This is a genomic window from Agrobacterium larrymoorei (genome assembly GCF_005145045.1).
Lineage (GTDB): Bacteria > Pseudomonadota > Alphaproteobacteria > Rhizobiales > Rhizobiaceae > Agrobacterium > Agrobacterium larrymoorei.
Window position 1 is genome coordinate 2,265,995 of the sequence record NZ_CP039691.1, and the last position, 23,515, is coordinate 2,289,509.

The window sequence follows — 23,515 nt, forward strand, 5'->3', positions numbered from 1 at the left end:
CGGCTGACTGCGGCAAAATGGCGGTTCTGCTGGGGTGAAGAGCTTGAAGAAGAAGCTTGGGCATGACCAATCTGCTTCAGGGACATTCTTCTCGGGGACTCATCTTGAAAAAACTTCATCTGCTGCTGGCCGCCGCTGCGGCCCTTTGCTGTGCAACCGTTTCCGCGCAGGCGGAAGACCTTGTCTTCAACCTGAAGAACGGCACGAGCTCCGTGCTGACGCGCTTTTATACGTCGCCAGTCGGCGTCAACCAGTGGGAAGACGATGTGTTCGGCGAGCAGGTTCTGGAGCCGGGCGAAAGCATCGAAATCACCATTGCGGATGGCCGCTCGGTCTGCCGCTATGACATGCGCTTCGAGTTCGAAGAAGGTTCGAACCTCGATACGACCGAAGACCGGCAGGATCTCTGCAAGCTCGGCAGCTACACCATCCACGAGTAAGACAGCGCAGAACCTCCGCGTTTCAAACGATATGGGGATTAACCCCCTAGGCTGCCTCGCGATCGGTACGCGGGGCATTTCCCAGAAGCGGAATCAATGCTAACCCTGACGTTGTTCCAAAACGGGAAAGCAGCGTGTTTCGAGTTCCATTCCTTGTCGCCATCTCGCTCATCATTGCCTTTGGCGGTGGAATAGCCTCCACGCTGGCAGCGCTGGAAGCAACCGTCGGTTTCGGCTCGATCAAGATCGGCGCATGGGATGCCTTTCCCGAGGCGCAGACGATCGAGGCGGACCCTTATGCGAAATCTCACCGCGCAGATGCGGGCAAGCTGCTCTATGGAACGGCAGAGGGCCTGACCTTCACCGCCGCCAATGACAGCAGCGGCGAGCGGCTGACCGGTGAGTGCCGCTACACACTTTCGGGCAACGTGCCCCCTTCCCGCTTCTGGACGCTTTATGCTGCGGATCAGCAGGGCAATCTTCTCGATGATGGCTCCGGGCGCCCGATTGCGCTCAATTCGCGCACGCTGCTGCACGGAACGGAAGGCGGCATCTCGATTGCAGTCGCTTCCACCGCGCAGACCTATAATTGGCTGGCCGTGCCCGCCAGCGGCAATTTCAAGCTGGTACTGACGCTGCTCGATACGCCGGTTGCCGGCAGCACCGGGCTGATCGACATTACCATGCCTGAGATCAAGAAGGTGGGCTGCGGCAATGCTTAAGCTGATCTTCGCAATCTTCATCGGCCTTGTGGGTGCAGCGGTGCTGCACCTCGTCATTCTCTTTTCCATTCCGCATTTTTCCAACCGCGATGCCTATATGCGCTCTGTTGCGGAAGGCGCGCCACACAGCTTCCATCTTCTGGATGAGACGCGGGAAAAGGCGGCGCTTGGCAGCGGCGATCCCTTCATGCGCGTGGCTGTCTGCACCTTCAACATCGAGGATAAGCCAGTGCGGCTGGAGGCCTTCGGTGCCGTGCCTTTCTGGTCCATCGCCATTTTCGATAGCGCATCCAACGAGATTTTCAGCATGAACGACCGCACCTCGGCGGGTGGCGAGATGGATATTCTCATTGCCAACCAAGTGCAACTTGCTGCAATTCGCAAGGCGCAGCCTGATGGGTTGTCACAGTCTATTCTGGTGGAATCCGGCCGCGATGAGGGATATGCCGTGCTGCGGACCATGGTGCCGCAAGCTAGCTTCCTCGAGGAAGCAACACGGTTTCTTGGCGACGCAAAGTGTCAGCCAACGCCCTGGAAGTAACCGGGCGACTTTAAAATCCAGTCAGGAGCCGAGTGCGGCATCCGAAGCATGCGTTACGACGACCTTGCGCTTGCGTGTCTTCTTCTCGACGGCTGCCGTTTCCTGCCGCTCATAGCGAACGCCGGTAAAAAACAGAAGCTGCGCCGGGCCGGACGCGACATGCGATGGCTCTGCCGGTTTGTTAAAACGGCGTGCTGCCGCGTAAAACGAGATTATGTCTGCCATTGTCTTCTCCTCTCACAGGCACGACGGGCTTTGTTGAAGGATCGCCATATGGCAGGTGAGTTGCGACGCGACGATCCGATATATTGAATTGTCGTACCGACCTTGCGCGAAATCATCTTCGATATTCGAGCCGATGTTTTGAACACCGGCGCGAGGTCGATACGGTTATGCCATTACCACGACATCGGGCATCTCCAGTCCACGGACTGGCATCAAAAGCTTGGGCAACAGGGGCGTCGTTCGCCCGCCCTTAAGGTACGTCAGGGGGCGAGTATAACACCGAATCCATTAGTCACCCATGATATTAGAATCACTAAGAGGTTAAACGAGCGTTAACGCTAATATTCCTGCATCGGCACAAATTTCATTAAAATTTGCTGCACTGCACAAACATATCGTCAATCAATCGGTCACAGTCCTGTGAATTCAATCAGGGATTACATCGGCAAAGCCGTTGTAAATCATAACGGTTTTAGGATCATACAGAAACTGACCCTTTAGAATTAGAAGGCTGGGCGTTTGACGAAACGCAATCACCTCATGTCTAAAGCAGTCAGCCGCCATGATGGCGGTCAGGGGCTCGTCTTTCCATGTCGCAACCACGGTCGGCGAGCACCCGCTCTAAGGCCTGCAATAACGCCGCTATATGCACAGCGGTTCCATGAATTATCGAAAATTCTTTTGTTAAAAAATTGCTGTGAATAGCAACAAAAAAGGGCTTTGCCCCGGCGGTGGTTAACAGGCCGTCAACGCATTTGTTCTAATTTGTCCCAATCGTATTGTTTTGCGTCGTGTTGGGTATTGCGTTGACTGACCGGTTTCGAGAACTTGAGCGGCCAAGCGCCGAGAGGAAGAAAGACGTGGTGCTGATGGCCACCGTATCGAGTTTTGAAGGGCTTTCTCATCCGTCCAAATCCGAGCTTCGCCAGTTTGCGGAACTGTTCATGCCTCTCTTCACGGCGTCCACGCCGGAAGCGAAGCGTGAGGCTATTGCGGCCCTTTCCCAAAACCAGAACGTGCCGTCGGCGGTCGCATTCTTCATTGCCAGCCAGCCGATTTCGCTGTCTGCCCCGTTTCTCATTTCCTCTCAGGCGCTGAGCGATGACACGCTGATTGCCATTGCGCGCACCCAGGGTGCGGCCCATGCCCGCGCCATCGTGCGGCGTGAGGATCTATCTCCCACGGTCATCGATGCGCTGGTTGGCCTGCGCCATTCGCGCCATGTGCCGAAGCGTCCGGGTGAAGAGGCGGAAGTCGCCCTGCCCGACAGCCCCAATGTGACGGCACAACGCATTGCCGAGCGCGAGGAAGATTTGCGCCGCCAGTTGCGCAACATGGCCCGGCAGTTCCGCCGCCCGGATTACGATACGCTGGGCGTGCGCCGCCTGACGGAAGTGCAGGAAGCGTTGCTGGTGCGGTTCGCCCGCGAACGCAATGCGCGCCAGTTTTCGGCTGCCCTTTCGGATTCCCTTTCCGCCAGCCACTGGCTGTCCGAGCGCATCATGCTGGATATTTCCGGCCAGCAACTCGCCACCACCCTGACCGGCCTCGGCATGGAATTTCCCGATGCTTCCTTCGTGCTGGAATGCTTCTATCCGCACCTCAAGGCGCGCGAAGCCGATATGACACGGGCCGAAGCCATGCTCGATGCGCTGGACCCAGTGCAGTGCGAAGAGCGGATCGAAAGCTGGCGGCGTGCCGATAGCTATACCGTCAATCCAGACCGTGCGGATGATGCGCAAACCGGCAAGCTTGATCAGGCCCAGAAACTCGTCGTAAGGCGCTGATTCCGGTAAAGACCGGAAAGTAACCAAGTTCTCTTTCTGGTTGTATTTCTGGAGAGAACGCCCAGACTCACGGTCTTTCCGGTTCGGCTTCAATGTCGGAGAGCGCAAAAATTCGCGCTTTGGGCTTGCGTCAATTCACACAGGCCAACTGAAATCTGGCGCGCGTTTCGCGCCACCTTTAAGTTGTCTTGCCCTATAAATAAATCGCATAAATTTCAGACACTTAAATTCTTACCTTCCGCTAGGTGAATTGTGCCCGGCGTCAGTAATAATAAATTTAGGAAAATTATGGATATCTATCCCTCGCCAACCCCAGCATTATTTTGGGGCAGTAGACCGAGTCATATATAAAAATACTATTGGTTGCGAAATAGATTGCTCGACGCCCAATGAATGGGGTGACTACGCGGAATGATTAAATGATTTTCCAGGCGGCAGCATTGTACCGCTTGTTCATTAGCGTGAGGAATTAATGTCTTTTCTAAAAAACGCCCAGATAAAGACAAAGATGATTTCGGTCATAGCAGCCATGAGCGCGACGTCGCTGATTGGACTGGCCTATGTCAGCATTCAGTACCAGCAGACTGATGATACCTATAATCACTTTATCAACAAGGATTCCTACGCAGCCGTTTTGAACGCGCGAACCAGCGGATCGCTGAACGCAATGGCAATCAGCACTCTGCGCGCATCGCTGCTGGATCCTTCCAGCGACGCTTTCGCAGCCGCAGCGAAGAAATTCGCGGAAGATCGCAGGGTCAGTGAAGAACGCCAGACCAAGGTCGGACAGATGGTGCCGGAGCGCGCGGAAGGCGCGCAGGACATCATTCGCGGCTTCAACGAGTTGGACGTTCTGGCTGCCAAGGCGTTCGATCTGGCAAAGGCCGGAAAAAGCGTCGAGGCTCAGAAAGCGGCACTCGAGATGGTCACCAGGCTCTCGGACGTTCTACCAAAGATTTCCGCAGGCACCGACAAGCTCACTCAGGCCATGAGCGAGGGTAGCCAGGAGCTATCGGACAATACCGATAGAACAATTCTCACAAGCGCCATCGGTATTCTGGGTATCTCCGGACTGTTGATCGCGCTTGGCCTGTTCATCGCCACAGCAGGCATCTCCACCCCCATCGCCCGCCTTCGCGAGCGGATGAATTCGCTTGCTGCTGGCGAGACGAAGGCCGAGATCGACGGCATGGACCGCAAGGATGAAGTCGGCCAGATGGCCGCTGCCGTTCAGACGTTCCGTGAAAACGCCATCGAGCGCATCCGTCTTGAGCAGGAGACCGAAGCCAACCGCTCCATGTCCGAGCGGGAGCGCATCGAGCGTGAGAAGCAGAAGGCGAAGGAAGCGGCAGACGTTCAGTTTGCAGTCGATAATCTCGGTGCGGCGCTTTCGAAGCTTGCCGATGGCGATACGACACATCGTATCCAGCAGCCTTTCGTCGAAACGCTGGATGGCATTCGCGGCAACTTCAACCGCACGGCGGAACAGCTTCAGTCCACGCTGAACCGCGTGGCGCAGAACGCCCGCGGCATCGATTCCGGCGCCAACGAGATCAAGTCCGCCGCCGACGATCTGGCCAAGCGCACCGAGCAGCAGGCAGCAGCGGTGGAAGAAACCGCAGCGGCTCTGGAAGAAATCACCACCACCGTCAAGGACGCGACCCGTCGCGCCCAGGAAGCCGGTCAGCTGGTCAGCCGTGCAAAGCTTGGCGCGGAACAGTCCGGCAATGTGGTGCGCAAGGCGGTTTCCGCCATGGAGCAGATCGAAAAGTCTTCCGGCGAGATTTCCAACATCATCGGCGTGATCGACGAGATTGCTTTCCAGACCAACCTGTTGGCGCTGAATGCAGGTGTCGAAGCGGCGCGTGCCGGTGAGGCAGGCAAGGGCTTTGCCGTCGTGGCTCAAGAAGTGCGCGAACTTGCACAGCGTTCCGCCAACGCTGCCAAGGACATCAAAGCGCTGATCACCACCTCCAACACGCAGGTCGAAGAAGGCGTGACACTGGTCGGCGAGACCGGTCGCGCTCTGGAAACGATCGTGGCTGAAGTTCAGGAGATCAACCGTCACGTTGCGGCCATCGCAGAGTCGGCACAGGAACAGTCCTCCGGTCTTCAGCAGATCAACACTGCCGTCAACCAGATGGATCAGGACACGCAGAAGAACGCGGCAATGGTGGAAGAATCGACCGCTGCAAGCCATGGTCTTGCGCAGGAAGTGCATTCGCTCAACCAGTTGCTGGCGCAGTTCAAGCTTTCCGAAGGCAGCTATGCCGGAAATGCGGCAAGCGTTCGCACGGCCTCCACGGCTGACCGTCCCTCCGCCTCCCCTGCCCGCGCGCTCGGTCGCCGCATCTCCGCCGCCTTCTCCGGCAATGCGGCGCTCGATACCTCCAAGAGCAACTGGGAAGAGTTTTGATGCAGGACATCTCCGCTGCCGTGCGCGCTGACGACGCGCTCGAAATCATCGCATTCTTGCTGAACGATCAGCAGTTTGCGGTTCGCACCACTGCCATCCGCGAAATTCGCGGATGGGCCCCCGTGACCCCAATCCCGCACACGCCACCGGATGTGCTGGGCGTGATGAACCTGCGCGGAACGGTGATCCCGATCATCGATCTTTCGGCAAAGCTGGGAATGCCGCCTGCCGAAGCCAGCGAACGCAGCGCCATCGTCGTCACCAGCGTCAAGGGCAAGACCATCGGCATGATGGTGGACCGCGTCTCCGACATCCTGACCGTCTCCGCCGCAGACCTTCAGCCCGTGCCAGCCGCCGCAGGCCTTGCCACCACCGGCTACGCCGAAGGCATCTTCGCCCGCGAAAAAATGATGATCTGCTTCCTCAATCTCGACGCCATCTTCGCAACCGCAGAGCCAGAAGAATGGGGAGTTGAGGCGGAGGCCTGAATACAACAACCAACGTCGGGGCTGACGCTCTTCGTGGCCCCGGCGCTGCTACTTCCAAGCCTCCCTCGGAAGCTCCCAATACAACGACGAGCAAATCAGCCCACGACCGTAAACAGTCCCGCCACATTATCGGTCTCGAGTTCCACGACCCAGAGGTCGCTGTCGAACCGCCTTTCCTTCTCCAGAATACTCTCCACATCCTGCGCCTGCGCACCCTCAAGACGAAGTTCGAAGCGGCGTTCAGCGCGCACTTCCTCGTCGTCAGAGAAGCTTTGCGGCGCAGGGCCATAAAGATTTTCCAAGCCACCACGCAAGCGCTGCCGAATAAAGATAGCCCCCGCCTCCTCTGCCCCCTTGCGCTCGATGGCAGCGAAATCACCTGCGGCAAAGACGCGGCGGATGAGGGCGGAGACAAAGATTTCGGATTTTAGGCGCATGGGGTTGTTATAGAGAGTGCGTGGTTTGGGGGCTATGGATTTTTCGTGGAGGTTTGGGTTTCGCCGACGACCTTCACTTTACCACACGCGATATCTTGCTGGAGATGTCAGCGTTTGCGGCTTACCCCCTCTGCCCTGCCGGGCATCGCCCCCACAAGTGTAAAGACCGGACACATCCCTGACAGATGTTCGGAGACATCCCTGACAGTGCGGCCTAGCTTTCAAGGTTGATTTTTGCGACCTGGGTTGCGCCGAAGAAGACGCCGTAGAGGCCTGTGCGGTTGAGGGATCGGATGGCCAGGCGTTCGTTTCTGAAGGCGTTCGGCACCCGCCAGGTCTTGCCCTTGAAGCTGACATAGCCCTTGGTCGAACTGACGCAGCGAACGATCTCGCTTCTGTCGTAGATGGGCTCTGGAAGCTGGTTGGGAAATGCACGTGAGGAAGGCCGATAGCGGCTTGCGGGCACGGCCATGCCGAGCGCTTCGTGCGGGCGATGGTGATTGTAGATACGGCGCCAGCGGTCGAACGCTTTTTGGGCGTGGGCCTGATCCAAGAGCGTTGTGAAGTCCGTCACTTCCGCCTTGAGACTACGATGAAACCGTTCGTTCTTGCCACGACCCTGCGGATGATAAGGCCGGGAATGGATCAATTCGATGCCAAGCTTCAACAGCCAGACCCGCAGCCGCGTCCATTGATTGGGCACGCCCGCACCCCATGGATTGCCATTGTCGCAGTAAATGGCCATCGGCATGCCATAGCGACGAAAGATCGCCTCCAGCCTGGCCCGAACGGTCTCCAGCTGCTCGTTGGGGCAGGCTTCGATGGCAATGGCGAAGCGGGAGTGGTCATCGATGATGGTTAGGGGATAGCACCAGTTGCCACAGGCCATCTGGATGCGCCCTTTGAAGTCCATTTGCCAGAGGAGGTTGGGCGCCTCGCGCTCGAAGCGACCGTTTGCCATGCGCTCACTCGGTCGCGCCCCGATCCTGCCATGGCGGGAAAGAACGGCATGCACGGTGGAGACGCAAGGCGGCTCCATACCAAGGTCGCGCATTCGCCTTGCGATCTTGCGGGCACCCCAGGCCGGGTGCTCGTCACGAATATCGACGACACTGCGCTCCAGATCATCGGGGGTTCGAAAAGGGCTTGAATGCGGACGACGGGAGCGATCCTGCACGGTCTCTCCCGCCTTTGCCCGCCGCAGCCAAAGATACCCCGTCTGCCGACTGATGCCGAAACGCTTGGACAAAGCCGAAACATTGGCCCCCTCCAACGACGCAAGCATCACAAATTCGCTTCGCTGATCCACGACAGACACCTCCCGCCAAGCCATCCCGACCTCCTTTGCCACAGAGCAAAACTGTCAGGGATGTCTCCGAACATCTGTCAACTATGTCTCAAGGCTGTACAACAAGGAGGGAGATCGAATCGTGGATAGCTGTCGCCCATCTCTTGCGTCGAGGATGAAGTGCGGACCGTGCTGCTTGCCGATCTCCCCACCTGTGGTGGAGATGCCCGGCAGGGCAGAGGGGGGTGAGCCGCAAACGCGAGCGCTTTTTGGACCGGGGATGCAGGTCGAGCAGGCCTGCGGAGAACGAAGCCGTCACAAAGCCCCGATAGACTTCAGCTTCTTCAGCACCGCCTCGTTCGGCTCTCCCGTTTCTGGCAAGCGATAGTGCTTTTCGAAATTGCGGATGGCCTGGCGGGTTTGTTCGCCGGCGACGCCGTCTACTTTTACGTCGGCATAGGCGATGTTGACGAGGCCCTGCTGGATTTTGGAGACCATGTCCTTGGGCGCGGGCTTTGCCGCGTTGCTGGACGAGAGCGAGATGGTCTGTGCTTTTGGCGTCGTTGTCTCGGCATTGCGGATGGCTGCGGCGACGGGATCAATTGCGACACCTCCGCTATTGGATGCTGCCGGGCGGTCCTGTGGCACGGCCTTGGGGATGGCGGCAACGGTGGTGGCGCTGTCGATTTTCAAGGCGGAAAGGATGCGGCTGGTTGGTTCGCCGGTCTGCTCCATGCCCACCGTTTCCTCGAAGAAGAGGATGGCGGCGGTGGTGCGTGGGCCGATCAGGCCGTCTGCCGGGCCTTCGTAAAGGCCACGGCGTGAAAGTTCGCGCTGGATTTCGGCCACGAGATCGGATGGCTGATGATTGGCGGGCGGCTGGCCGGGCGCGGCAGGCGTGGTCGCGACCTGTTGGCCGTTCTGCATGGCAGGCGCTTGCGGCGTGTCCGTCTGGCGCTCGATGCGGAAGGTCGTGACGTTGCCGTGCTCACCGAGCGGCGAGGTCATGCGGTAACCGGCAATGCCGTTCGGATCATCCTCATCGCGCGTGCGCAGGAAGGGTGAAGGATGGTGGCCGGGCTGGTACCACAGCGCATTGGCGGCAACGAAGCCGAAAACCACGAGGAAGGCGGTGCAGCCGCCGACCAGCTTTGGATGACGCAGAATTTGCTCTCCCATGGCCATTGCGGCCACGGAAATCAAACCTGGCTCCTTGCGGGCCGGTGTTTTCCTAGGCGATTTTCGCTTTGGCGCGGCCATCCGCAGTGTCCTTCCTCTTCATCATTTCCGCACCGTTTGCGTTGTGCTTCAAGCGCGGCGGAAATTCCACCGGTGCTTCCGCCTCTCCACAGCTGTTGCGCTCCTGGCCGGAACCATCGGCAGGCAGCAACACGGTGACAACCGTTCCTTCGCCGGGGCGGCTGGTGATTGCGAAGCTGCCGCCGTGCAATTCCACCAGTCCCTTGACCAGCGATAGCCCCAGACCCGTACCTTCATAGCGACGGGTATATTCGTTCTGCACCTGCATGAAAGGCTGGCCCAGAAGCGCGATCTTATCCTCTGCAATACCGATGCCGGTATCGCTGACAGTGAGCTTCAGCAGGTTGCCTTGCAGCGCTGCATCGATGGATACGACACCACCGGATTCGGTAAACTTGATGGCATTGCCCGCAAGATTGATGAGAACCTGCTGGATGGCGCGCTGATCTGCCACCACTTCACCCAGATCCCGCTGGATGCGGCTGGTCAGCGTCAGACCCTTCTGCTTGGCCTGAAGACCGAGCATGCCTTCGCAGGCGGAAATCACATCCGAAATTCGGAAAGGCTCCATCATCAGCTCGTAATGGCCAGCTTCCAGCTTGCTCATATCCAGCATGGTGTTGACGACCGAAAGCAGATGCGCGCCGGACTGGCGGATCAGCATGACATATTCGCGCTGTCGCTCATTCTCCAGCTTGCCGAAATATTCTCCGGCAAGGATATCCGAGAAGCCTAGAACGGCGTTGAGCGGCGTGCGCAGCTCATGGCTGACGGCGGCGAGGAAACGGGATTTCGCATCGTTTGCCGATTCCGCCTCTGCCGCCTTACGAACGACTTCGCGGCGCAGGACTTCCTTATCCGTGACATCGCGCAACTGACCGACGACGCGCAGCAGCCTGCCCGCACGATCCCGTTCCGCTGTCATGTCCAGACGCGCATAGACGAATTGCACTTGCCGATTGGCCGTGCCGTTTTCGAAGCGCAGTTCGGCAATGGCGTTATCCTCACCCTGCCGCAGCGTATCGAAGGCCTGCATCAGGCCGATACGATCCGAGACATGCACCAGCTCGGCAAAAATGTGGCCGGTGCAATTTTGAATATGGGCGGGAAACTGACGCTGATCGCGACCGGAAACGGTCTGCACGACGCCGTGCTCGTTGAAGAACAGCAGCAGGCCGGGCACCTGCGCTGCCAGCAAATCCTGTCTGGCGACTGGCTGTTCCACCATCTCGCGCGCGGGCTTGTGAAGTGTGAGAAGCAGTGCAGTGGCGGTGAGAAACAGGGCAACGACGACCGTAACGCCAAGCGGGAGGGCGACGGAGGCGGAGAAAACCAGGCAGAAAACAGCGGGAACGACGACGAGTGCGGCAACACCGAAAGCGACGAGACGCCGAATGGCGCCCACCGTTGCAAGCCGTCCATCGGCATCGTCTTCCATGCGCGAAAGCCACATGCCTGCGGCATGATCGATCAACGCAATCGCTTTTTCCGTTATGTTACGCAATACCCGCACACCAAATCTGCAACCAGGCCGGACCGGCCCTTAACCATGCCCGACAATAGGGTCTGGCGGCTTAAGGAAAGGATAAAAGCGGGGTGCGGAAAGGCCGTTAAAACCCTTCGGAATCCCAATTCGGAGCATTTCAACCGGACTTCGTGCATCATGGTTAATGGCGGGTAAGCGAAGGAATTCGTTATATTTTTCTGTTCTTGTTAACTTCTGTGGCAGGCTCATGCCGCGCTTTCCCCTGCATTCAGGGACACCCGCCGCAATTATGCTTAACATCAGCCGTTAAAATTGTAGCGAAATCGCATTCATCGTCCTGAGGCGGAACAAATAGGTACAATTTGAATTAAATCTCGCTGATTTTTGCAAATGGCTGTTGGTCTCTTGGTCTTAGGTTGTTTTCAAGCCCGGAAAACAGGGCAACAACGGATGATCCGCAAAGGACGCCGGTCAAACAGGGTAGTCTCGCAATGTGGTTTCTGATCAAAGGAACATTCTGGTTTTCGCTGGTGCTCGTCGCACTCTCCTACTTCGGTGGCAGCAACAGCACCGATAACCAGAACTCGCAGATGAATGTCGCAGGCGCGGTTTCCGCTGCCAGCGAAGCCTACCGCTATGTCAGCGCCATCTGCATCGAAAAGCCGGATGTTTGCGTAAAGGGTGTCGAGACGTTCCACGCCTTCGGCGAACGTGCCCGTGAAGGCGCAAAGGTGGCCTATGAGCTGATCGATGCGCAACTGGCAGGCAAGGATGAAAAGAAGATTGCCGATGTGGCCGCGCCTGTAGTGACGATCGACGCGCCTGTCGTGAGCGACGACATCAAGACCGGCACCATCAAGACCGAAAGCACCATTCCCGTGCCCCAGAAGCGCCCGACGCTCTGATATCGAATTCGAGAGACCCTCTCACCTCCCCTTGCGGCCCATCCCGCTATAGATGCGGCCGCCTGACTGCCCGACTGTGATGCCCTGCCCGAAGCGAAAGCTTCGCCGCAGGGCTTTTTTTCTTGAGCGGGAGAGTTCAATTCGCTCGCGCTTTCACCTATATCCGGGGCAGAAAACCACGGATGGCAGGCAAATGGCTTCTCTCGACAAGATCATGGACGACTTCTCCTTTCTGGACGATTGGGAGGATCGCTATCGCTATGTGATCGAACTCGGCAAGGCGCTGCCTGATCTTGCCGACGAGAAGAAGACCGCTGAGAACAAGGTGCAGGGCTGTGCGAGCCAGGTTTGGGTCGTGAGCCATAGCGATGGCGCGTCTGACCCGGTGCTGACATTCGAGGGCGATTCCGACGCCCACATCGTGCGCGGCCTCGTGGCCATCGTACTCGCCACCTATTCCGGCAAAAAAGCCTCCGAAATCGCCGCGCTGGACGCCATCGACGTCTTCGGCAAGATCGGGCTTGTCGAGCATCTCTCTTCCCAACGCGCCAATGGCCTGCGCTCCATGGTCAACCGCATTCGAGAAGAGGCGCGGTTGCTGGCGGCTTGATGCTGATTAAGTAGCAACTTCCTTATTTTTGCTCAATTTAGAGGTGTAAAACTCAGCCACCACGTTGGTTTCGGTGTCGGACGCACTCCAGATACGCCCAGCCAATGTGCTTATGCGGAAAATGTCAACTTGTTGAAGGTGATAGCATAATGCCAGGTGAAAATGTGTCAGCCATGTCTTCCGTGGAGAAAACTCAAGCAGCTATGTTGCGGGCGATTCCTAAGCTGCCCGCAGACACTGGCGCGGCGTTACGCGCGATGCTTACACCTCAAAACTTGTCGATAATGGCTGGGATAATTGTTCTGTGGGCCGGTTCCCATCTGGTCGGGATTGGCGCAATCGTAGATCTCATTCTTCTCGGGGCGGGTGCTATTGTACTGGGCTGGTCGGTTTTCGAGGGCGCTGAAGAACTCTACACATTTGCAAAAACGGCTGTTTCGGCGAAGTCTGACAGGGATATAGAACAAGCAGCGGATCATTTTGCCAAAGCGATCCTCATCCTTGGTCTGGCCGTGATTCAGGCGATTCTGCTTAGGGGACAGGCGAAACCGGTTGCAGCGAATATTCGCATGGGTCCAGTCGCCTTCAAACAAAAACCACGTATAGCACTTCCCCCTGCTCCAGCTTCTGGAAGCGGATTACAGCTATCGCGCCCGTCCCAAATTCCTGGGAAATTCGGAGAAACCGATCCGTTCGGGCGCATAAAAATCCCTCGTTATCACCCTCGCACGGCGGGACCTCTACCGTTGGAAACACGCCGTACGGCGCTTTATCACGAATTGGTGCACCGCTACCTCTCACCGAAAACAGGTCCCCTTCGTAAGCTGAGAGCTGAGATGCGAATTACCGGCTATAAACGGATCGCGTTTCTTCGATACTTGGAAGAGGCGTTGGCGCAGGGTTATGCGATGATGAGAATACAGGGACTAGAGAAGGGTTTAGCCGCTTATCGTTTTCCAATTGAGAATGGCTACGTCACTGTTTCACAGATTTTTTCTGAAGGAGCAATGATTGGCACGATCATGCTAGGCGGAACGCGATTCTATGTATCTTTGAAAGCTGGCAAGCTATCAACCGACGAAGTTGAAATTAAAGCCGATCCTCAACAAGATGTTCCGGCTCCGGCTCAGTCTCCGCTTTCATCCCTGCAGCCATGGCAAGAGGTAGGAACGGCATGGCCTTAATCGACAAAGAAGCTGCCATCGAAATCGCCCGCAAACGTGCCGAGGACAATGAGTGGGGCTTTGGAGAGCCAGTTCATGTCGTGGAGCATCATGGCTGGTTCAACCGAAAACCGACGATATTCGAAATCACGACGAATTATCCCAATTTCGGGACTGTGGCACGTTTCAAGATCGATGCGAATACCGGAGAGATTCTTGAAGAGGGTTATGTTCCTTGGTGAACAGTTGCTTCGGCAAAGACGTCAAAGGAGATATAGAACGAGCGCGGCAAAAGCGGCAGATGGAATGAACTGACTCCCAACTGCCGCCTTCCCTCACAATTCCGGTCGATAATCCTCCGTACCCCAGTGGTGGCTGTGGCGTTTGCCGGTGGGTTCCGGGGGTGCGTAATGGCGGTGGAGGGATTGGAGGGCGGCGCGGAGCATGAGTTTGGCGGAGCGGGCGGGCCATTGGCGTTCGCGCTCGATGATCTCGAGGCCTTTTTCGAAACAGCAGACATCGATTGCGACTCCGGAGAGTTCCGGGCCGATGGCGTCTGCGGCGGCAGTGAAGCGCAGGCGGGCGGCGAGTGCGGTGTCCGTCAGGTCCTGCGCGCCGCTTTTCTGGCCTTTGACGCGCTGCGCCAGGCGCGGCTCCCACGACGCGGTGACGCGGGGGTTGAGGTGGCCGCGATGGAAATCGCTTGCGAGCCGCTCTCCCGCGCCCAGAATATCCGGCGGGAAGAACAGCTTGCCGTCCCTGCCCTTGAGGCGCGCAAGGGCCTGAAGGGGCGACGACAATTCGTTGCGCCGCGCGGAATGCCACTCCCCTTCAAGCTCGACGGAAACGACCTCGCAATCGCGATGCTGCTCCTGAAAGATATCGTCGCGCTCCTTCACCAGCGCGCGCCGAAGGAACGATGCCGCCTCCGGCGTCGGCACGATTTCGTTTGCCTGCCAGCCGAGCAAGCCGCGTGACATCGCCTGTTCGAGAATGGCTTGCGGCATATTTCTGGATGCGGAACCCGCATGCGTGGAAACGCGAACGACCGATCCTTCATCCGACACGACTGCCGGGCCTTTGCCGATGAAGCGAAGCAGGCGCACGAGTGCTGCGATTTCCGCTGCATTCGCAGCGCGATCTTCAATTGACGCCGACATCGGCTTCTCCCTTCACGATCTGGAACATGCTTCTGGCGAGACGCTCCAGCATGGACACGAAATCATCGAAGCCCGGATTTTCGCGCCGTTCCTCCACCAGCAGGCAGGTGGTCTTGATGGTCGAGCGATCACGCCCGAAGCACTGCGCGACCACCGGCACCGGCAGCGACAGGCCCACATGGCAGACATAAATCGAGATTTGCCGGATGTGATTCATGGCGTGCCTGCGATCCCGCCTGTGCGATTCGCCGGATACGAGAACGAACATCTCGAAGGCCATCTGCCGCACGAACCGGCACACAAGCCTTTCGGAATTGGACGGCGAAGCCAATGAGGATAAAACGGCAAGCGGCGGCGCGGCTTCACTATTTTCTGCGGAAAGGGGCTGGACTGACATATGAAACTCCCTACTCAATAGGAATTAATTCATACATCACATGTCGAAGGATGAAAAGAACAAACCAGGAACAAATTCTTATCGCATTGGGAATGAAGCGCAATTTCTGCGTCAGCAAAATGAAATACTAAGATACGTCCATGCCCTGAAACATCAACTCGGAGAAGAGCGAAATTCTTTGTAACTCCTTCTGCTGGCAACAAAAAAGCCGACCCTAAGGCCGGCTTTTCGTAATATCTGGACTGATGGGGTGATCAGCGACCTGACTTGCGGCGCTGGCCGAGGCCCATTTCCTTTGCCAGGCGCGAACGCGCTTCGGCATAGGCCGGTGCCACCATTGGGTAGTCTACCGGCAGATCCCACTTTTCGCGGTATTCTTCCGGGGTGATGCTGTGATGCGTCGTCAGGTGACGCTTGAGCGACTTGAAAGAACCACCACATTCCAGGCAGATGATCTGGTCATCCTGAACCGATTTGCGCACGGAAATCGCAGGCTTCTGCTTTTCAACGCTGACTGCCGCAACAGCCGGGGCCGACGTGCCGCTGAGCGCGGTGTGTACATCGGAAATCAGGCTAGGAAGTTCCGCGACCGGAACGACATGGTGGCTAACATAGGCAGCAACGATATCCGCAGTCAGCTCGACCAGCAGATTCTGAGCGCCGCCGTATGTAGTTTCCGTCATTTAAGTGTCTCCTGTTCATGTCTCGCGTAGTGCCGGGCCGCGCCGCAGGCACCAGTGAAGCAAAGTTAACCCCAAGCCCACCTATCTGCATTTGTACTTAACAACCTGAAACCCGCCCCCGGATTCATGCAGAATAGACTGGAATTACTGACAATGATTGCGACAGCCTCGGCTCTGTTTCCAGGAAAATCCTCACCAAGACTTTTCAGCTCAATATAGGTTCTAATGGAAAGCCAATAACGACGAAGCAAATCAACATCAGCAACTTTACGTATTGTGGATAGCACTAAACCAAAAAAAGTCCAATTATTATTTTGGACTAATCCAGACGATAATTCAGCGCGAGCAGATATAAGAAATAACAGGTAATAAAAATTTGGAATATGTCGGGAGATAGAGCAAGTTAACGCAGGATAGTTTTTGCAACTCGACTATCCGTCTGCTTCAAGGTCGTCTCTCACTGTAAAAGAGGTCAGCCGATATCCGACCGTGTGTGAAGCTTTGGCAAGCAAATGTGCAGATACTGGGGCAGTGAGCACAACAAAAAGAAAACCGGCTATAGCACGCGCAAGAACCGGCAGTTCCTGCGAATGCAGGCCCACCGCCAGCAATAACAGGCCCGAACCGACAGTGCCTGCTTTGGATGCCGCGTGCATTCGAGTGTAAATATCAGGCAGGCGATTGATTCCGATTGCCGCAGTCAAGGAAAATAGAGCGCCACTAACAAGAAGCACGGACACAACTATCGCAAGCATCCAGCTCATTTCTTCTTGTCCTTTCCGTGTTTTTCTTTGCGCTTGCCGCCTTTGGGTTTCTTGCTGCCCTTGGCCGCATGGCCTGCGCGGGGAATCACATCCGTACCATCCAGAACCTCTTTCCGCTTCTGCCCCTCTTCCGGTTTGCGGGAGAGGATGAAGCGGGCGAAAGCAACCGTCGCAAGGAAGCCGACGAGGCAGAGCGCAATCGCGATATCGATATAAAGATTAAATCCTGTACGCACGGCAATGACGGCAATGAAGCCGATGGCGATGCCGACCAGCATATCCAGCGCCACGACCCGATCCGGCAAGGTGGGGCCGATGACGACTCGATAGACAGTCAAAAGGAAGGCCGCGCAGAGAATGAAGAGTGCGGCAAGCGATGCGAAGGAGATGAGCGCTTCCGGTGTCATTTGCGAAACGCCTCCATGATCTTGCGCTCGAAGCCTTCGGCAATGGAGCGCCTGGTGGCTTCTATATCGCTGCAATCCAGCGCGTGGACGTAAAGCGTCGAACGATCATCCGTCACATCGACGGAGAGCGTGCCTGGCGTCAGCGTGATGAGGTTGGCGAGAAGGGTGATCTCGAAATCGCTGCGCACGGTGAGCGGATAGGCGAAGATTCCCGGCTTGAGGTCCATGCGCGGGCTGAGCACCATTTTTGCAACCGCCCAGGCGGAGAGCGCCAGTTCCTTCATGAAGAGCAGCGCCAGCGACATGATGGCCGGGATACGCCTCCAATAGGTATCGCTTCCGCCGATCTGGTGGCGGATGAGGCCGAGCGAGAGGCAGGCCACGATGACGCCGAAGAGCAGGTTGGCGATGGTATAGCTGCCGGAGATGGCAAGCCAGATCAGCACGAAGATGAGACCGATGACATAGAGGCTCATCGCGGACCTCCCTGCGGGAAGACGGAGCGGATGTAAGCCGCGGGATCACCCAATGTGGCGGCGGCGTTCTGGCTGAGCTGCATCAGAGTTTCCGGGAATAGCCCGAAGCCGACGACAAGCATGGTCAGTGCGACGATGGGCACCATGGACGGTGACTTTTCCGCTGAAGGGGTTGCGCGGCTTTCCGTCGCCGCCGGGCGCCAGAAGCAGAGGAGAAAGGCGCGACCGAAGGCAATGGTGCAGAGGAAACCCGCGACGAGGATTGCCGCTGCCAGCCACCATGCGCCGATATCGATGGCCGATTTCGCCAGCATGGCCTTTGGCCAGAAGCCGGAGAAAGGCGGCAGGCCCGCGCCTGCGAAGAACAGCGCCAGCGCCATGCCGGAGAACCACGGGGCTTTCGCATAAAGCCCGCCGAGCCCGGACAGTGTAAAGGCGCCGCCGAGGCGGGCCGCGTGGCCGATGACGAGGTAGAGCGCCGTCATCAGCACCACAGAATTCAACGCATATAAGACTGCGCCGCTGAGGCTGGCCTGCGTGCCGATTGCCACGCCCGCCATCATGTATCCGATGCCTGAGATGACGACATATCCCAGCATGCGGCGCAGATCGTTTTGCGCAAGCGCGCCCATGGCACCCAGCATCATGGTCAAGGCAGCAGAGATGGCGATGACGAAGCTGAGCTCTTCCCGCTGAATTGGAAAGAGCATGACCATGACGCGCATGAGCGCATAGATGCCGACCTTGGTGAGCAGGCCGCCGAACAGCGCGGACACGACGATCTTTGGTGTGTGATAGGATGCGGGCAGCCAGAAGTTTACCGGAAAGGCAGCCGCCTTCATGCCGAAAGCGAGCGTGAACAGGGCGCAGAGCGTGACGAGCGGTGCAGTCTCGCCCAGCGCCGTGGCTTTCATGGCGATATCCGCCATGTTGAGCGTGCCGAAGATGGCATAGAGATACCCGACCGCAATCAGGAACAGGGTGGTTCCGAGCAGGTTGAGGACGGCATATTTCAGCGCGCCATCGATCTGCTCGCGGGTGGAGCCCAGCACGATGAGGCCGAAGGAGGAGACGAGCAGAACCTCGAACCAGACATAGAGATTGAAGATATCTCCCGTCAGGAAAGCGCCGGTTACGCCCGCCATCAAAAGCATCAGGAAGGGATAGAAACCGTAGCGTCTCCCGCTTTCATCCACATCCCCCGCCGCGTGGATGGCACAGGCGAGTGCCGCGATGGCCCCGGCAAGCGCCAGAGCCGCCCCGGTCATATCCGCCGTGAAAGCGATGCCGAAAGGCGGGAGCCAGCGACCCATGACCATCGTCACCGGGCCTTCCGATGCCACGCGCCACAGAAGCGCGGCATCCAGAGCGACAAGCGCGGCAAGGCCGATAATCGCCAGAGGCGCATGTAGCCGGGTTCTTTGACGGATCATCATCAGCACCGCGCCTAGACCGATGCAGAGCGCGACGGGAAGCACGATCAACCAATCGGCAAAGCGGGTCGGTTGCATGACGAGCGCTGCGGAAAGATCGACGGCGGCGGCGGGGCCGGATGCGGCCATGGAGATGTGTGCCAGCATTAATATCCCACCGGTGGAGGCGGCTCTGCCTGCGGTTCGGCAGCGCGCATCTCATCCGTATCATCGGTTTTCAGCTCCTGAAACGCGCGCCAGACCAGCACCAGCAGGAAGCAGAAAAAGCAGAAGGAAATGACGATTGCCGTCAGGATCAAGGCCTGCGGCAGCGGATTGGCGGTACCGGGCGGCAGCGTATCCAGCCCCGCACCAATGATGGGCGGCACCTCGCGCTGAAGACGTCCCGCCGTGAACAGCAGCAAGTTGACCGCATTGCCGAGAATGGCGATGCCGAGCAACAGCCGGACGCTGTGGCGGGAGAGCATCAGATAGATCGCCACCGAAAAAAAGATGCCGACGAGGATCGAGAAAACAGCTTCCATCAGTCGCGATCCCTTTCTTCCAGCGCCAGCGCGATAGAGGTAAAGCCGCCGACTACGACGAGATAGACGCCGATATCGAAGGAGATGACGGTGACAAGCGGCACTTCCACCCCGAAGAGGCTGGGATAAATCCAAAGGCCCGTCATGAAGGGCGCGCCGACCACGATTGAAATGACGCCCGACAGAGCGGCAGTGAGCAAGCCAAAGCCCGCAATAGACAGCGGATGAAAGATGATGGCGCGGCGCACGGCCTCCACGCCAAAGGCGATGCCGTAGATGGCGAGCGCCGAAACCGCAATCAACCCGCCGATGAAGCCGCCGCCCGGCTCGTTATGGCCGCGCAGAAGCACAAAGATGGAGAACATCAGCATCAGGCTGGCGATGACGGGCGCGACGGTGCGGAAAATCAAGGTGTTCATGCCCTGCCCTCCCTTCGCTCATGATCGTTACTCGCCGTGCGTTTGGAGCTTGCGCGAATGCGGATGAGCGCCAGAACGGCAAGCGCCGTTATCATCACCACCGCAATTTCACCCAGCGTATCTGTGCCACGGAAATCCACGATGATGACGTTCACCACATTGTTCCCGTGAGCGATGACCTTCGAATAAGCGTTGAAAAACGCCGTCAGGCTGTCGTTGAAAGGCTGCTGCGTGGATTTAAGCAGCATGAGGCCGAAGCCCGTGCCGCAGGCAATGGCGATTGTGCCATCCAGCAGCTTTTGCCCAAGTCTGCGATGATCGGAAGGCGAAAGGCGCAGGCGCGTCATGACCAGCGTCAGGATGACCACCGAAAGAGTTTCCACCATGAATTGGGTGAAGGAAAGATCCGGCGCGCCGAACAGCAGGAAGATGACGGCCACGGCAAAGCCCTGAATGCCGAGCGCGATAATGGCCGTCAGGCGGCTTGCCGCCATCAGCACCGCCACGAGACCGGCAATGGCAATGACCACGAAAGTCAATTCGTGGATTTGCATATTTCCCGGCCAGGCAGGGATTGCGGGCAGCTCATCATAGAGAACCAGCGGCAGCAGCAAAGCACACGCAATCATGATGAAGGTTGCCGTGACATAGAATTCCAGCCTGCCCGGCTGCAAAATGCGCGTGACGCGGAATGACAGCCGGATGAGCGTGGAGATGAAGGCATCGAAGCCCTTGTCCGGTCCCGGCCCGATCGCCTCCAGCGTTTGCGCCATCAGCGCGCGAACTGCCCTGAGCTTGGTGAACACCATGATGCCGAGCGCGACGGTGAAGAGCGAGAGCGCCAGCGGCACGCCGATATGTGGCAGAAGCGATATTTCCACCACGCGCGTTTCGCCCGCAATGGCGCTCGCCATGGGTGCCGAGATGGCAGCATGGACCCACGGTGAGAACAGGGCTGCGAGAAGCCCGGCCAAAGCCAGCACTGCCGGGCCAAGCCACAGCAGAACCGGCCCCTCATGCGCGTGCTTCGGCGTATGCACCGTCGGCCCGACGAAGGGTTTCAGCGCCACGGCCAAGGCGATGGCCAGCATCAGCGCATTGCCGATGATGGCGATGCCGGTGAAGAGGATGGCGCGCGGATTGGGATGCGCCAGTGCATAGTAAATCTCCTCCTTCGCCAGAAAGCCGAAGAAGGGCGGCAGGCCCGCCATGGAAATTGCGGCGGCAAGGGCCACTGCGAAAGTTATCGGCATTGCCCCGCGCAAGCCGCCGAGCCGGGTCACATCTCGCGTTCCGGCCTCATGATCGATGATGCCGGCGACCATGAAGAGCGCGCCTTTGAACAGAGAATGGGCCACCAGATAAAGCACCGCCGCTTCCAGCGCGCGTTCCGACCCGAAACCCGTCAACATCACCAGCAGGCCGAGCGACGAGACAGTCGTGTAGGCCAGCATCAGCTTGAGATCGGTCTGACGCACGGCAAGCAGAGCGCCGACGAGCATGGTGAGCCCGCCGAAGAAGGGCAGAAGAATTTCCCATGCAGCCGTATCTCCCAGCACCGGAAAAAACCGCATCAGCAGGTAAACACCCGCCTTCACCATCGTTGCAGAATGCAGATAGGCCGAAACGGGCGTAGGCGCTTCCATGGCGTTTGGTAGCCAGAAATGAAAGGGAAACTGCGCGGATTTGGTGAAGGCGCCAGTCAGCACGAGCAGAAGCGTGGCGAAATAAAACGGGCTTTGGCGCAGCACATCGCCACCGTGAACCAGCATGGAAAGCTGCGTGATGCCGCTGATATCCCAGATGAGAATGAGCCCGGCCAGCAGCGCCAGCCCTCCCCCGCCCGTCACCACAAGCGCCTGCAGCGCCGCCCGGCGCGCGGCTTCCCGCGTATGATCGAAGCCGATCAGCAGGAAGGAAGTGATGGAGGTCAGTTCCCAATAGACGAACAGCATGAGAATGCTATCCGACACCACGACGCCAAGCATCGCGCCCATGAAAAGCAGGAGGAAGGACAGGAAGCGACCCTGCTGCGGATGCCCCGCCATATAGCCACCGGCGTAAAGCACGACCAGCGTGCCGATGCCGGTGATCAGCAGCGCGAAGGTGAGCGACAGGCCATCAATGAACCATGAAAAGGAGAGATTGAAGCTCGGCACCCAGACATATCCGCCGGTCACCACCTCACCCGCCGCAATTGCCGGAAGGAAGCCGAGGAAGTGCGCGAAAGCCGCTGCGGGCGCAAGCGCCAGCAGCCATGCCGCCTTTTCTCCCAAAGCTCTACTGAGAACAGGAGCGAGAAGCGCGGTTATAAAAGGCAAAAATAGCACGATGAATGTCAGCGACGTGACATTGACTGTCATCTGGTCTCCCACTCCAGCCGATGAACGGCCCCCGAATAAGTATGATTGATTAAGGGAAAGGAAGTGGTGGCTCAACCCTATATCGGGCCTTTATCGGCAAAAAGCGTATGACTAACGCCGATTTGATCCCCTTTTAATAGCGCTGCCGCGACACTATATCTGCGACAACAGAAAGGGGCCTCCGATGAGCGATCTCAAATCTCCGAAAATCACCAAAACCGATGCCGAGTGGCGCGAACAGCTGACGCCGGATCAGTACCGCATCCTGCGCGAACACGGCACCGAGCGCGCCTTTACCGGCCCCTATTGGGACAGCACCGAAAAAGGCCTCTACCGTTGTGCCGCCTGCGATGAACCGCTTTTCATCTCCGACACCAAATTCGATGCGGGCTGCGGCTGGCCAAGCTATTTCGAACCGGTGAAGCCGGATGCGGTGACCGAACATCGCGACACGGCCTTCGGCATGGTCCGCACCGAAATCCGCTGCGCCAACTGCGGCGGCCACCTCGGCCACGTCTTCCCCGACGGCCCACCCCCAACCGGCCTGCGCTACTGCATCAACGGCCATTCCATGGTGTTCGAGCCGCAGGAATAACCCGGAGTTTTCAAGGCCGCTTCAATGAAGCGGCCTTTTCGTTTGAGGCACTATGCTACGCTGGCCACTGCGTTCGTTTCGAAAGCCAGCCCCTCATCCGCCCAGCCGGTGATGCCGCCGATCATGATTTTGACCTTTCGGTTAAGCCTCGCCAGATTGAGTGCAGCGCGGTCTGCGCCGTTGCAATGCGGGCCTGCGCAATAAACCACGAAGAGCGTGTCCTGTGGCCAGTCCTGCATGCGCTCTGCCGTCATATCCGCGTGGCGAAGGTGGATAGCGCCGGGTATGTGTTTGCGGGCATAGGCTTCCGGTGATCCAACCACATGCAGGAGAACGAAATCCTGCTCTCCTTTTTCGATGGACGCTGCAACGTCCCAGCAATCGGTCTCAACGGAAAGTCTGCGGGAAAAGTGGTCGATGACGACGCTTGCCGGAGCGGCTGGGATTTCGGTGACGTAGCTCATAAATGCCTCCTTGTTTTGTTACGCAGGCATCGTATTTCGCGGACCCAAGGTCTGGCAGATGG

The 23,515-nt window shown here is 58.0% G+C and carries 26 protein-coding genes and 1 pseudogene; 11 read left to right on the forward strand and 16 right to left on the reverse strand.

What is annotated here, in order from left to right:
- The first annotated feature begins 104 nt into the window (after positions 1 to 104).
- The 3 genes from CFBP5473_RS10930 to CFBP5473_RS10940 all read left to right on the forward strand — a co-directional run bounded on the left by CFBP5473_RS10930 (position 105) and on the right by CFBP5473_RS10940 (position 1,703).
- Positions 105 to 440, forward strand: a complete 336-nt coding sequence (locus CFBP5473_RS10930) for a hypothetical protein (RefSeq protein WP_413228953.1) — start codon at positions 105 to 107, stop codon at positions 438 to 440.
- 134 nt (positions 441 to 574) lie between these two features.
- Entirely contained in the window at positions 575 to 1,162 is a 588-nt protein-coding gene (locus CFBP5473_RS10935) for a DUF1214 domain-containing protein (protein ID WP_027677279.1), read from the forward strand.
- Positions 1,155 to 1,703, forward strand: coding sequence for a DUF1254 domain-containing protein (locus CFBP5473_RS10940; RefSeq protein ID WP_027677280.1), 549 nt, complete (start codon positions 1,155 to 1,157; stop codon positions 1,701 to 1,703). Before CFBP5473_RS10935 ends, CFBP5473_RS10940 begins: the two co-directional genes overlap by 8 nt.
- 21 nt (positions 1,704 to 1,724) lie before the next feature.
- Here the strand turns inward: CFBP5473_RS10940 and CFBP5473_RS10945 are convergent, their stop codons facing one another.
- A complete protein-coding gene (locus CFBP5473_RS10945; RefSeq protein ID WP_027677281.1) occupies positions 1,725 to 1,928 on the reverse strand; it encodes a hypothetical protein in 204 nt (67 codons plus the stop codon).
- A gap of 806 nt (positions 1,929 to 2,734) precedes the next feature.
- Here CFBP5473_RS10945 and CFBP5473_RS10950 point away from each other — a divergent pair.
- The 3 genes from CFBP5473_RS10950 to CFBP5473_RS10960 all read left to right on the forward strand — a co-directional run bounded on the left by CFBP5473_RS10950 (position 2,735) and on the right by CFBP5473_RS10960 (position 6,619).
- Entirely contained in the window at positions 2,735 to 3,715 is a 981-nt protein-coding gene (locus tag CFBP5473_RS10950) for a DUF2336 domain-containing protein (protein WP_234881747.1), read from the forward strand.
- 472 nt (positions 3,716 to 4,187) lie between these two features.
- Entirely contained in the window at positions 4,188 to 6,131 is a 1,944-nt protein-coding gene (locus tag CFBP5473_RS10955; protein ID WP_027677282.1) for a methyl-accepting chemotaxis protein, read from the forward strand.
- Positions 6,131 to 6,619, forward strand: a complete 489-nt coding sequence (locus CFBP5473_RS10960) for a chemotaxis protein CheW (RefSeq protein ID WP_027677283.1) — start codon at positions 6,131 to 6,133, stop codon at positions 6,617 to 6,619. Before CFBP5473_RS10955 ends, CFBP5473_RS10960 begins: the two co-directional genes overlap by 1 nt.
- 95 nt (positions 6,620 to 6,714) lie before the next feature.
- Here CFBP5473_RS10960 and CFBP5473_RS10965 read toward each other — a convergent pair whose 3' ends face one another.
- The 4 genes and pseudogenes from CFBP5473_RS10965 to CFBP5473_RS10980 form a co-directional block, all read right to left on the reverse strand.
- Positions 6,715 to 7,056, reverse strand: a complete 342-nt coding sequence (locus CFBP5473_RS10965) for a DUF1491 family protein (RefSeq protein ID WP_027677284.1) — start codon at positions 7,054 to 7,056, stop codon at positions 6,715 to 6,717.
- Between the two features lie 107 nt (positions 7,057 to 7,163).
- Positions 7,164 to 8,389: pseudogene (locus CFBP5473_RS10970) on the reverse strand (IS481 family transposase).
- Between the two features lie 270 nt (positions 8,390 to 8,659).
- A complete protein-coding gene (locus tag CFBP5473_RS10975) occupies positions 8,660 to 9,604 on the reverse strand; it encodes a peptidoglycan-binding domain-containing protein (RefSeq protein ID WP_027677158.1) in 945 nt (314 codons plus the stop codon).
- Entirely contained in the window at positions 9,576 to 11,099 is a 1,524-nt protein-coding gene (locus CFBP5473_RS10980) for a sensor histidine kinase (RefSeq protein WP_027677159.1), read from the reverse strand. The genes CFBP5473_RS10975 and CFBP5473_RS10980 overlap by 29 nt, the downstream gene beginning before the upstream one ends.
- Positions 11,100 to 11,581: 482 nt before the next feature.
- Here CFBP5473_RS10980 and CFBP5473_RS10985 point away from each other — a divergent pair, with 482 nt between their 5' ends.
- The 4 genes from CFBP5473_RS10985 (at position 11,582) to CFBP5473_RS11000 (ending at position 14,010) form a co-directional block, all read left to right on the forward strand.
- A complete protein-coding gene (locus tag CFBP5473_RS10985; RefSeq protein ID WP_027677160.1) occupies positions 11,582 to 11,995 on the forward strand; it encodes a DUF5330 domain-containing protein in 414 nt (137 codons plus the stop codon).
- A gap of 193 nt (positions 11,996 to 12,188) precedes the next feature.
- Positions 12,189 to 12,605 (forward strand): SufE family protein, encoded by a 417-nt coding sequence (locus CFBP5473_RS10990; protein WP_027677161.1) that lies wholly within the window; start codon positions 12,189 to 12,191, stop codon positions 12,603 to 12,605.
- Between the two features lie 149 nt (positions 12,606 to 12,754).
- Positions 12,755 to 13,789, forward strand: a complete 1,035-nt coding sequence (locus tag CFBP5473_RS10995; protein WP_136954351.1) for a hypothetical protein — start codon at positions 12,755 to 12,757, stop codon at positions 13,787 to 13,789.
- Positions 13,780 to 14,010, forward strand: a complete 231-nt coding sequence (locus CFBP5473_RS11000; protein WP_027677163.1) for a PepSY domain-containing protein — start codon at positions 13,780 to 13,782, stop codon at positions 14,008 to 14,010. The genes CFBP5473_RS10995 and CFBP5473_RS11000 overlap by 10 nt, the downstream gene beginning before the upstream one ends.
- Before the next feature lie 93 nt (positions 14,011 to 14,103).
- Here the strand turns inward: CFBP5473_RS11000 and CFBP5473_RS11005 are convergent, their stop codons facing one another.
- The 10 genes from CFBP5473_RS11005 to CFBP5473_RS11050 form a co-directional block, all read right to left on the reverse strand.
- Complete coding sequence (locus tag CFBP5473_RS11005) at positions 14,104 to 14,928, reverse strand: DUF6456 domain-containing protein (RefSeq protein ID WP_037171861.1); 825 nt, start codon at positions 14,926 to 14,928, stop codon at positions 14,104 to 14,106.
- Positions 14,912 to 15,325 (reverse strand): DNA replication protein, encoded by a 414-nt coding sequence (locus CFBP5473_RS11010; protein WP_234881748.1) that lies wholly within the window; start codon positions 15,323 to 15,325, stop codon positions 14,912 to 14,914. Before CFBP5473_RS11010 ends, CFBP5473_RS11005 begins: the two co-directional genes overlap by 17 nt.
- 254 nt (positions 15,326 to 15,579) lie before the next feature.
- Positions 15,580 to 16,008, reverse strand: a complete 429-nt coding sequence (locus tag CFBP5473_RS11015) for a Ros/MucR family transcriptional regulator (RefSeq protein ID WP_027677165.1) — start codon at positions 16,006 to 16,008, stop codon at positions 15,580 to 15,582.
- A gap of 431 nt (positions 16,009 to 16,439) precedes the next feature.
- Positions 16,440 to 16,772, reverse strand: a complete 333-nt coding sequence (mnhG, locus tag CFBP5473_RS11020; protein ID WP_027677166.1) for a monovalent cation/H(+) antiporter subunit G — start codon at positions 16,770 to 16,772, stop codon at positions 16,440 to 16,442.
- A complete protein-coding gene (locus CFBP5473_RS11025) occupies positions 16,769 to 17,179 on the reverse strand; it encodes a cation:proton antiporter (RefSeq protein ID WP_027677167.1) in 411 nt (136 codons plus the stop codon). Before CFBP5473_RS11025 ends, mnhG begins: the two co-directional genes overlap by 4 nt.
- Complete coding sequence (locus CFBP5473_RS11030) at positions 17,176 to 17,655, reverse strand: Na+/H+ antiporter subunit E (protein ID WP_027677168.1); 480 nt, start codon at positions 17,653 to 17,655, stop codon at positions 17,176 to 17,178. The genes CFBP5473_RS11025 and CFBP5473_RS11030 overlap by 4 nt, the downstream gene beginning before the upstream one ends.
- On the reverse strand, positions 17,652 to 19,217 hold the full coding sequence (locus CFBP5473_RS11035) for a Na+/H+ antiporter subunit D (RefSeq protein ID WP_027677169.1): 1,566 nt from the start codon (positions 19,215 to 19,217) through the stop codon (positions 17,652 to 17,654). The genes CFBP5473_RS11030 and CFBP5473_RS11035 overlap by 4 nt, the downstream gene beginning before the upstream one ends.
- 17 nt (positions 19,218 to 19,234) lie before the next feature.
- Positions 19,235 to 19,612: a Na+/H+ antiporter subunit C gene (locus tag CFBP5473_RS11040; protein ID WP_027677170.1), complete on the reverse strand. Its 378-nt coding sequence runs from the start codon at positions 19,610 to 19,612 to the stop codon at positions 19,235 to 19,237.
- Entirely contained in the window at positions 19,612 to 20,031 is a 420-nt protein-coding gene (locus CFBP5473_RS11045; RefSeq protein ID WP_027677171.1) for a Na(+)/H(+) antiporter subunit B, read from the reverse strand. Before CFBP5473_RS11045 ends, CFBP5473_RS11040 begins: the two co-directional genes overlap by 1 nt.
- Entirely contained in the window at positions 20,028 to 22,394 is a 2,367-nt protein-coding gene (locus CFBP5473_RS11050) for a putative monovalent cation/H+ antiporter subunit A (protein ID WP_027677172.1), read from the reverse strand. Before CFBP5473_RS11050 ends, CFBP5473_RS11045 begins: the two co-directional genes overlap by 4 nt.
- Before the next feature lie 184 nt (positions 22,395 to 22,578).
- Here CFBP5473_RS11050 and msrB point away from each other — a divergent pair, with 184 nt between their 5' ends.
- Positions 22,579 to 22,989 (forward strand): peptide-methionine (R)-S-oxide reductase MsrB, encoded by a 411-nt coding sequence (gene msrB / locus CFBP5473_RS11055; RefSeq protein ID WP_027677173.1) that lies wholly within the window; start codon positions 22,579 to 22,581, stop codon positions 22,987 to 22,989.
- A gap of 50 nt (positions 22,990 to 23,039) precedes the next feature.
- Here msrB and CFBP5473_RS11060 read toward each other — a convergent pair whose 3' ends face one another.
- On the reverse strand, positions 23,040 to 23,453 hold the full coding sequence (locus tag CFBP5473_RS11060; RefSeq protein WP_027677174.1) for a rhodanese-like domain-containing protein: 414 nt from the start codon (positions 23,451 to 23,453) through the stop codon (positions 23,040 to 23,042).
- Between the last annotated feature and the right edge of the window lie 62 nt (positions 23,454 to 23,515).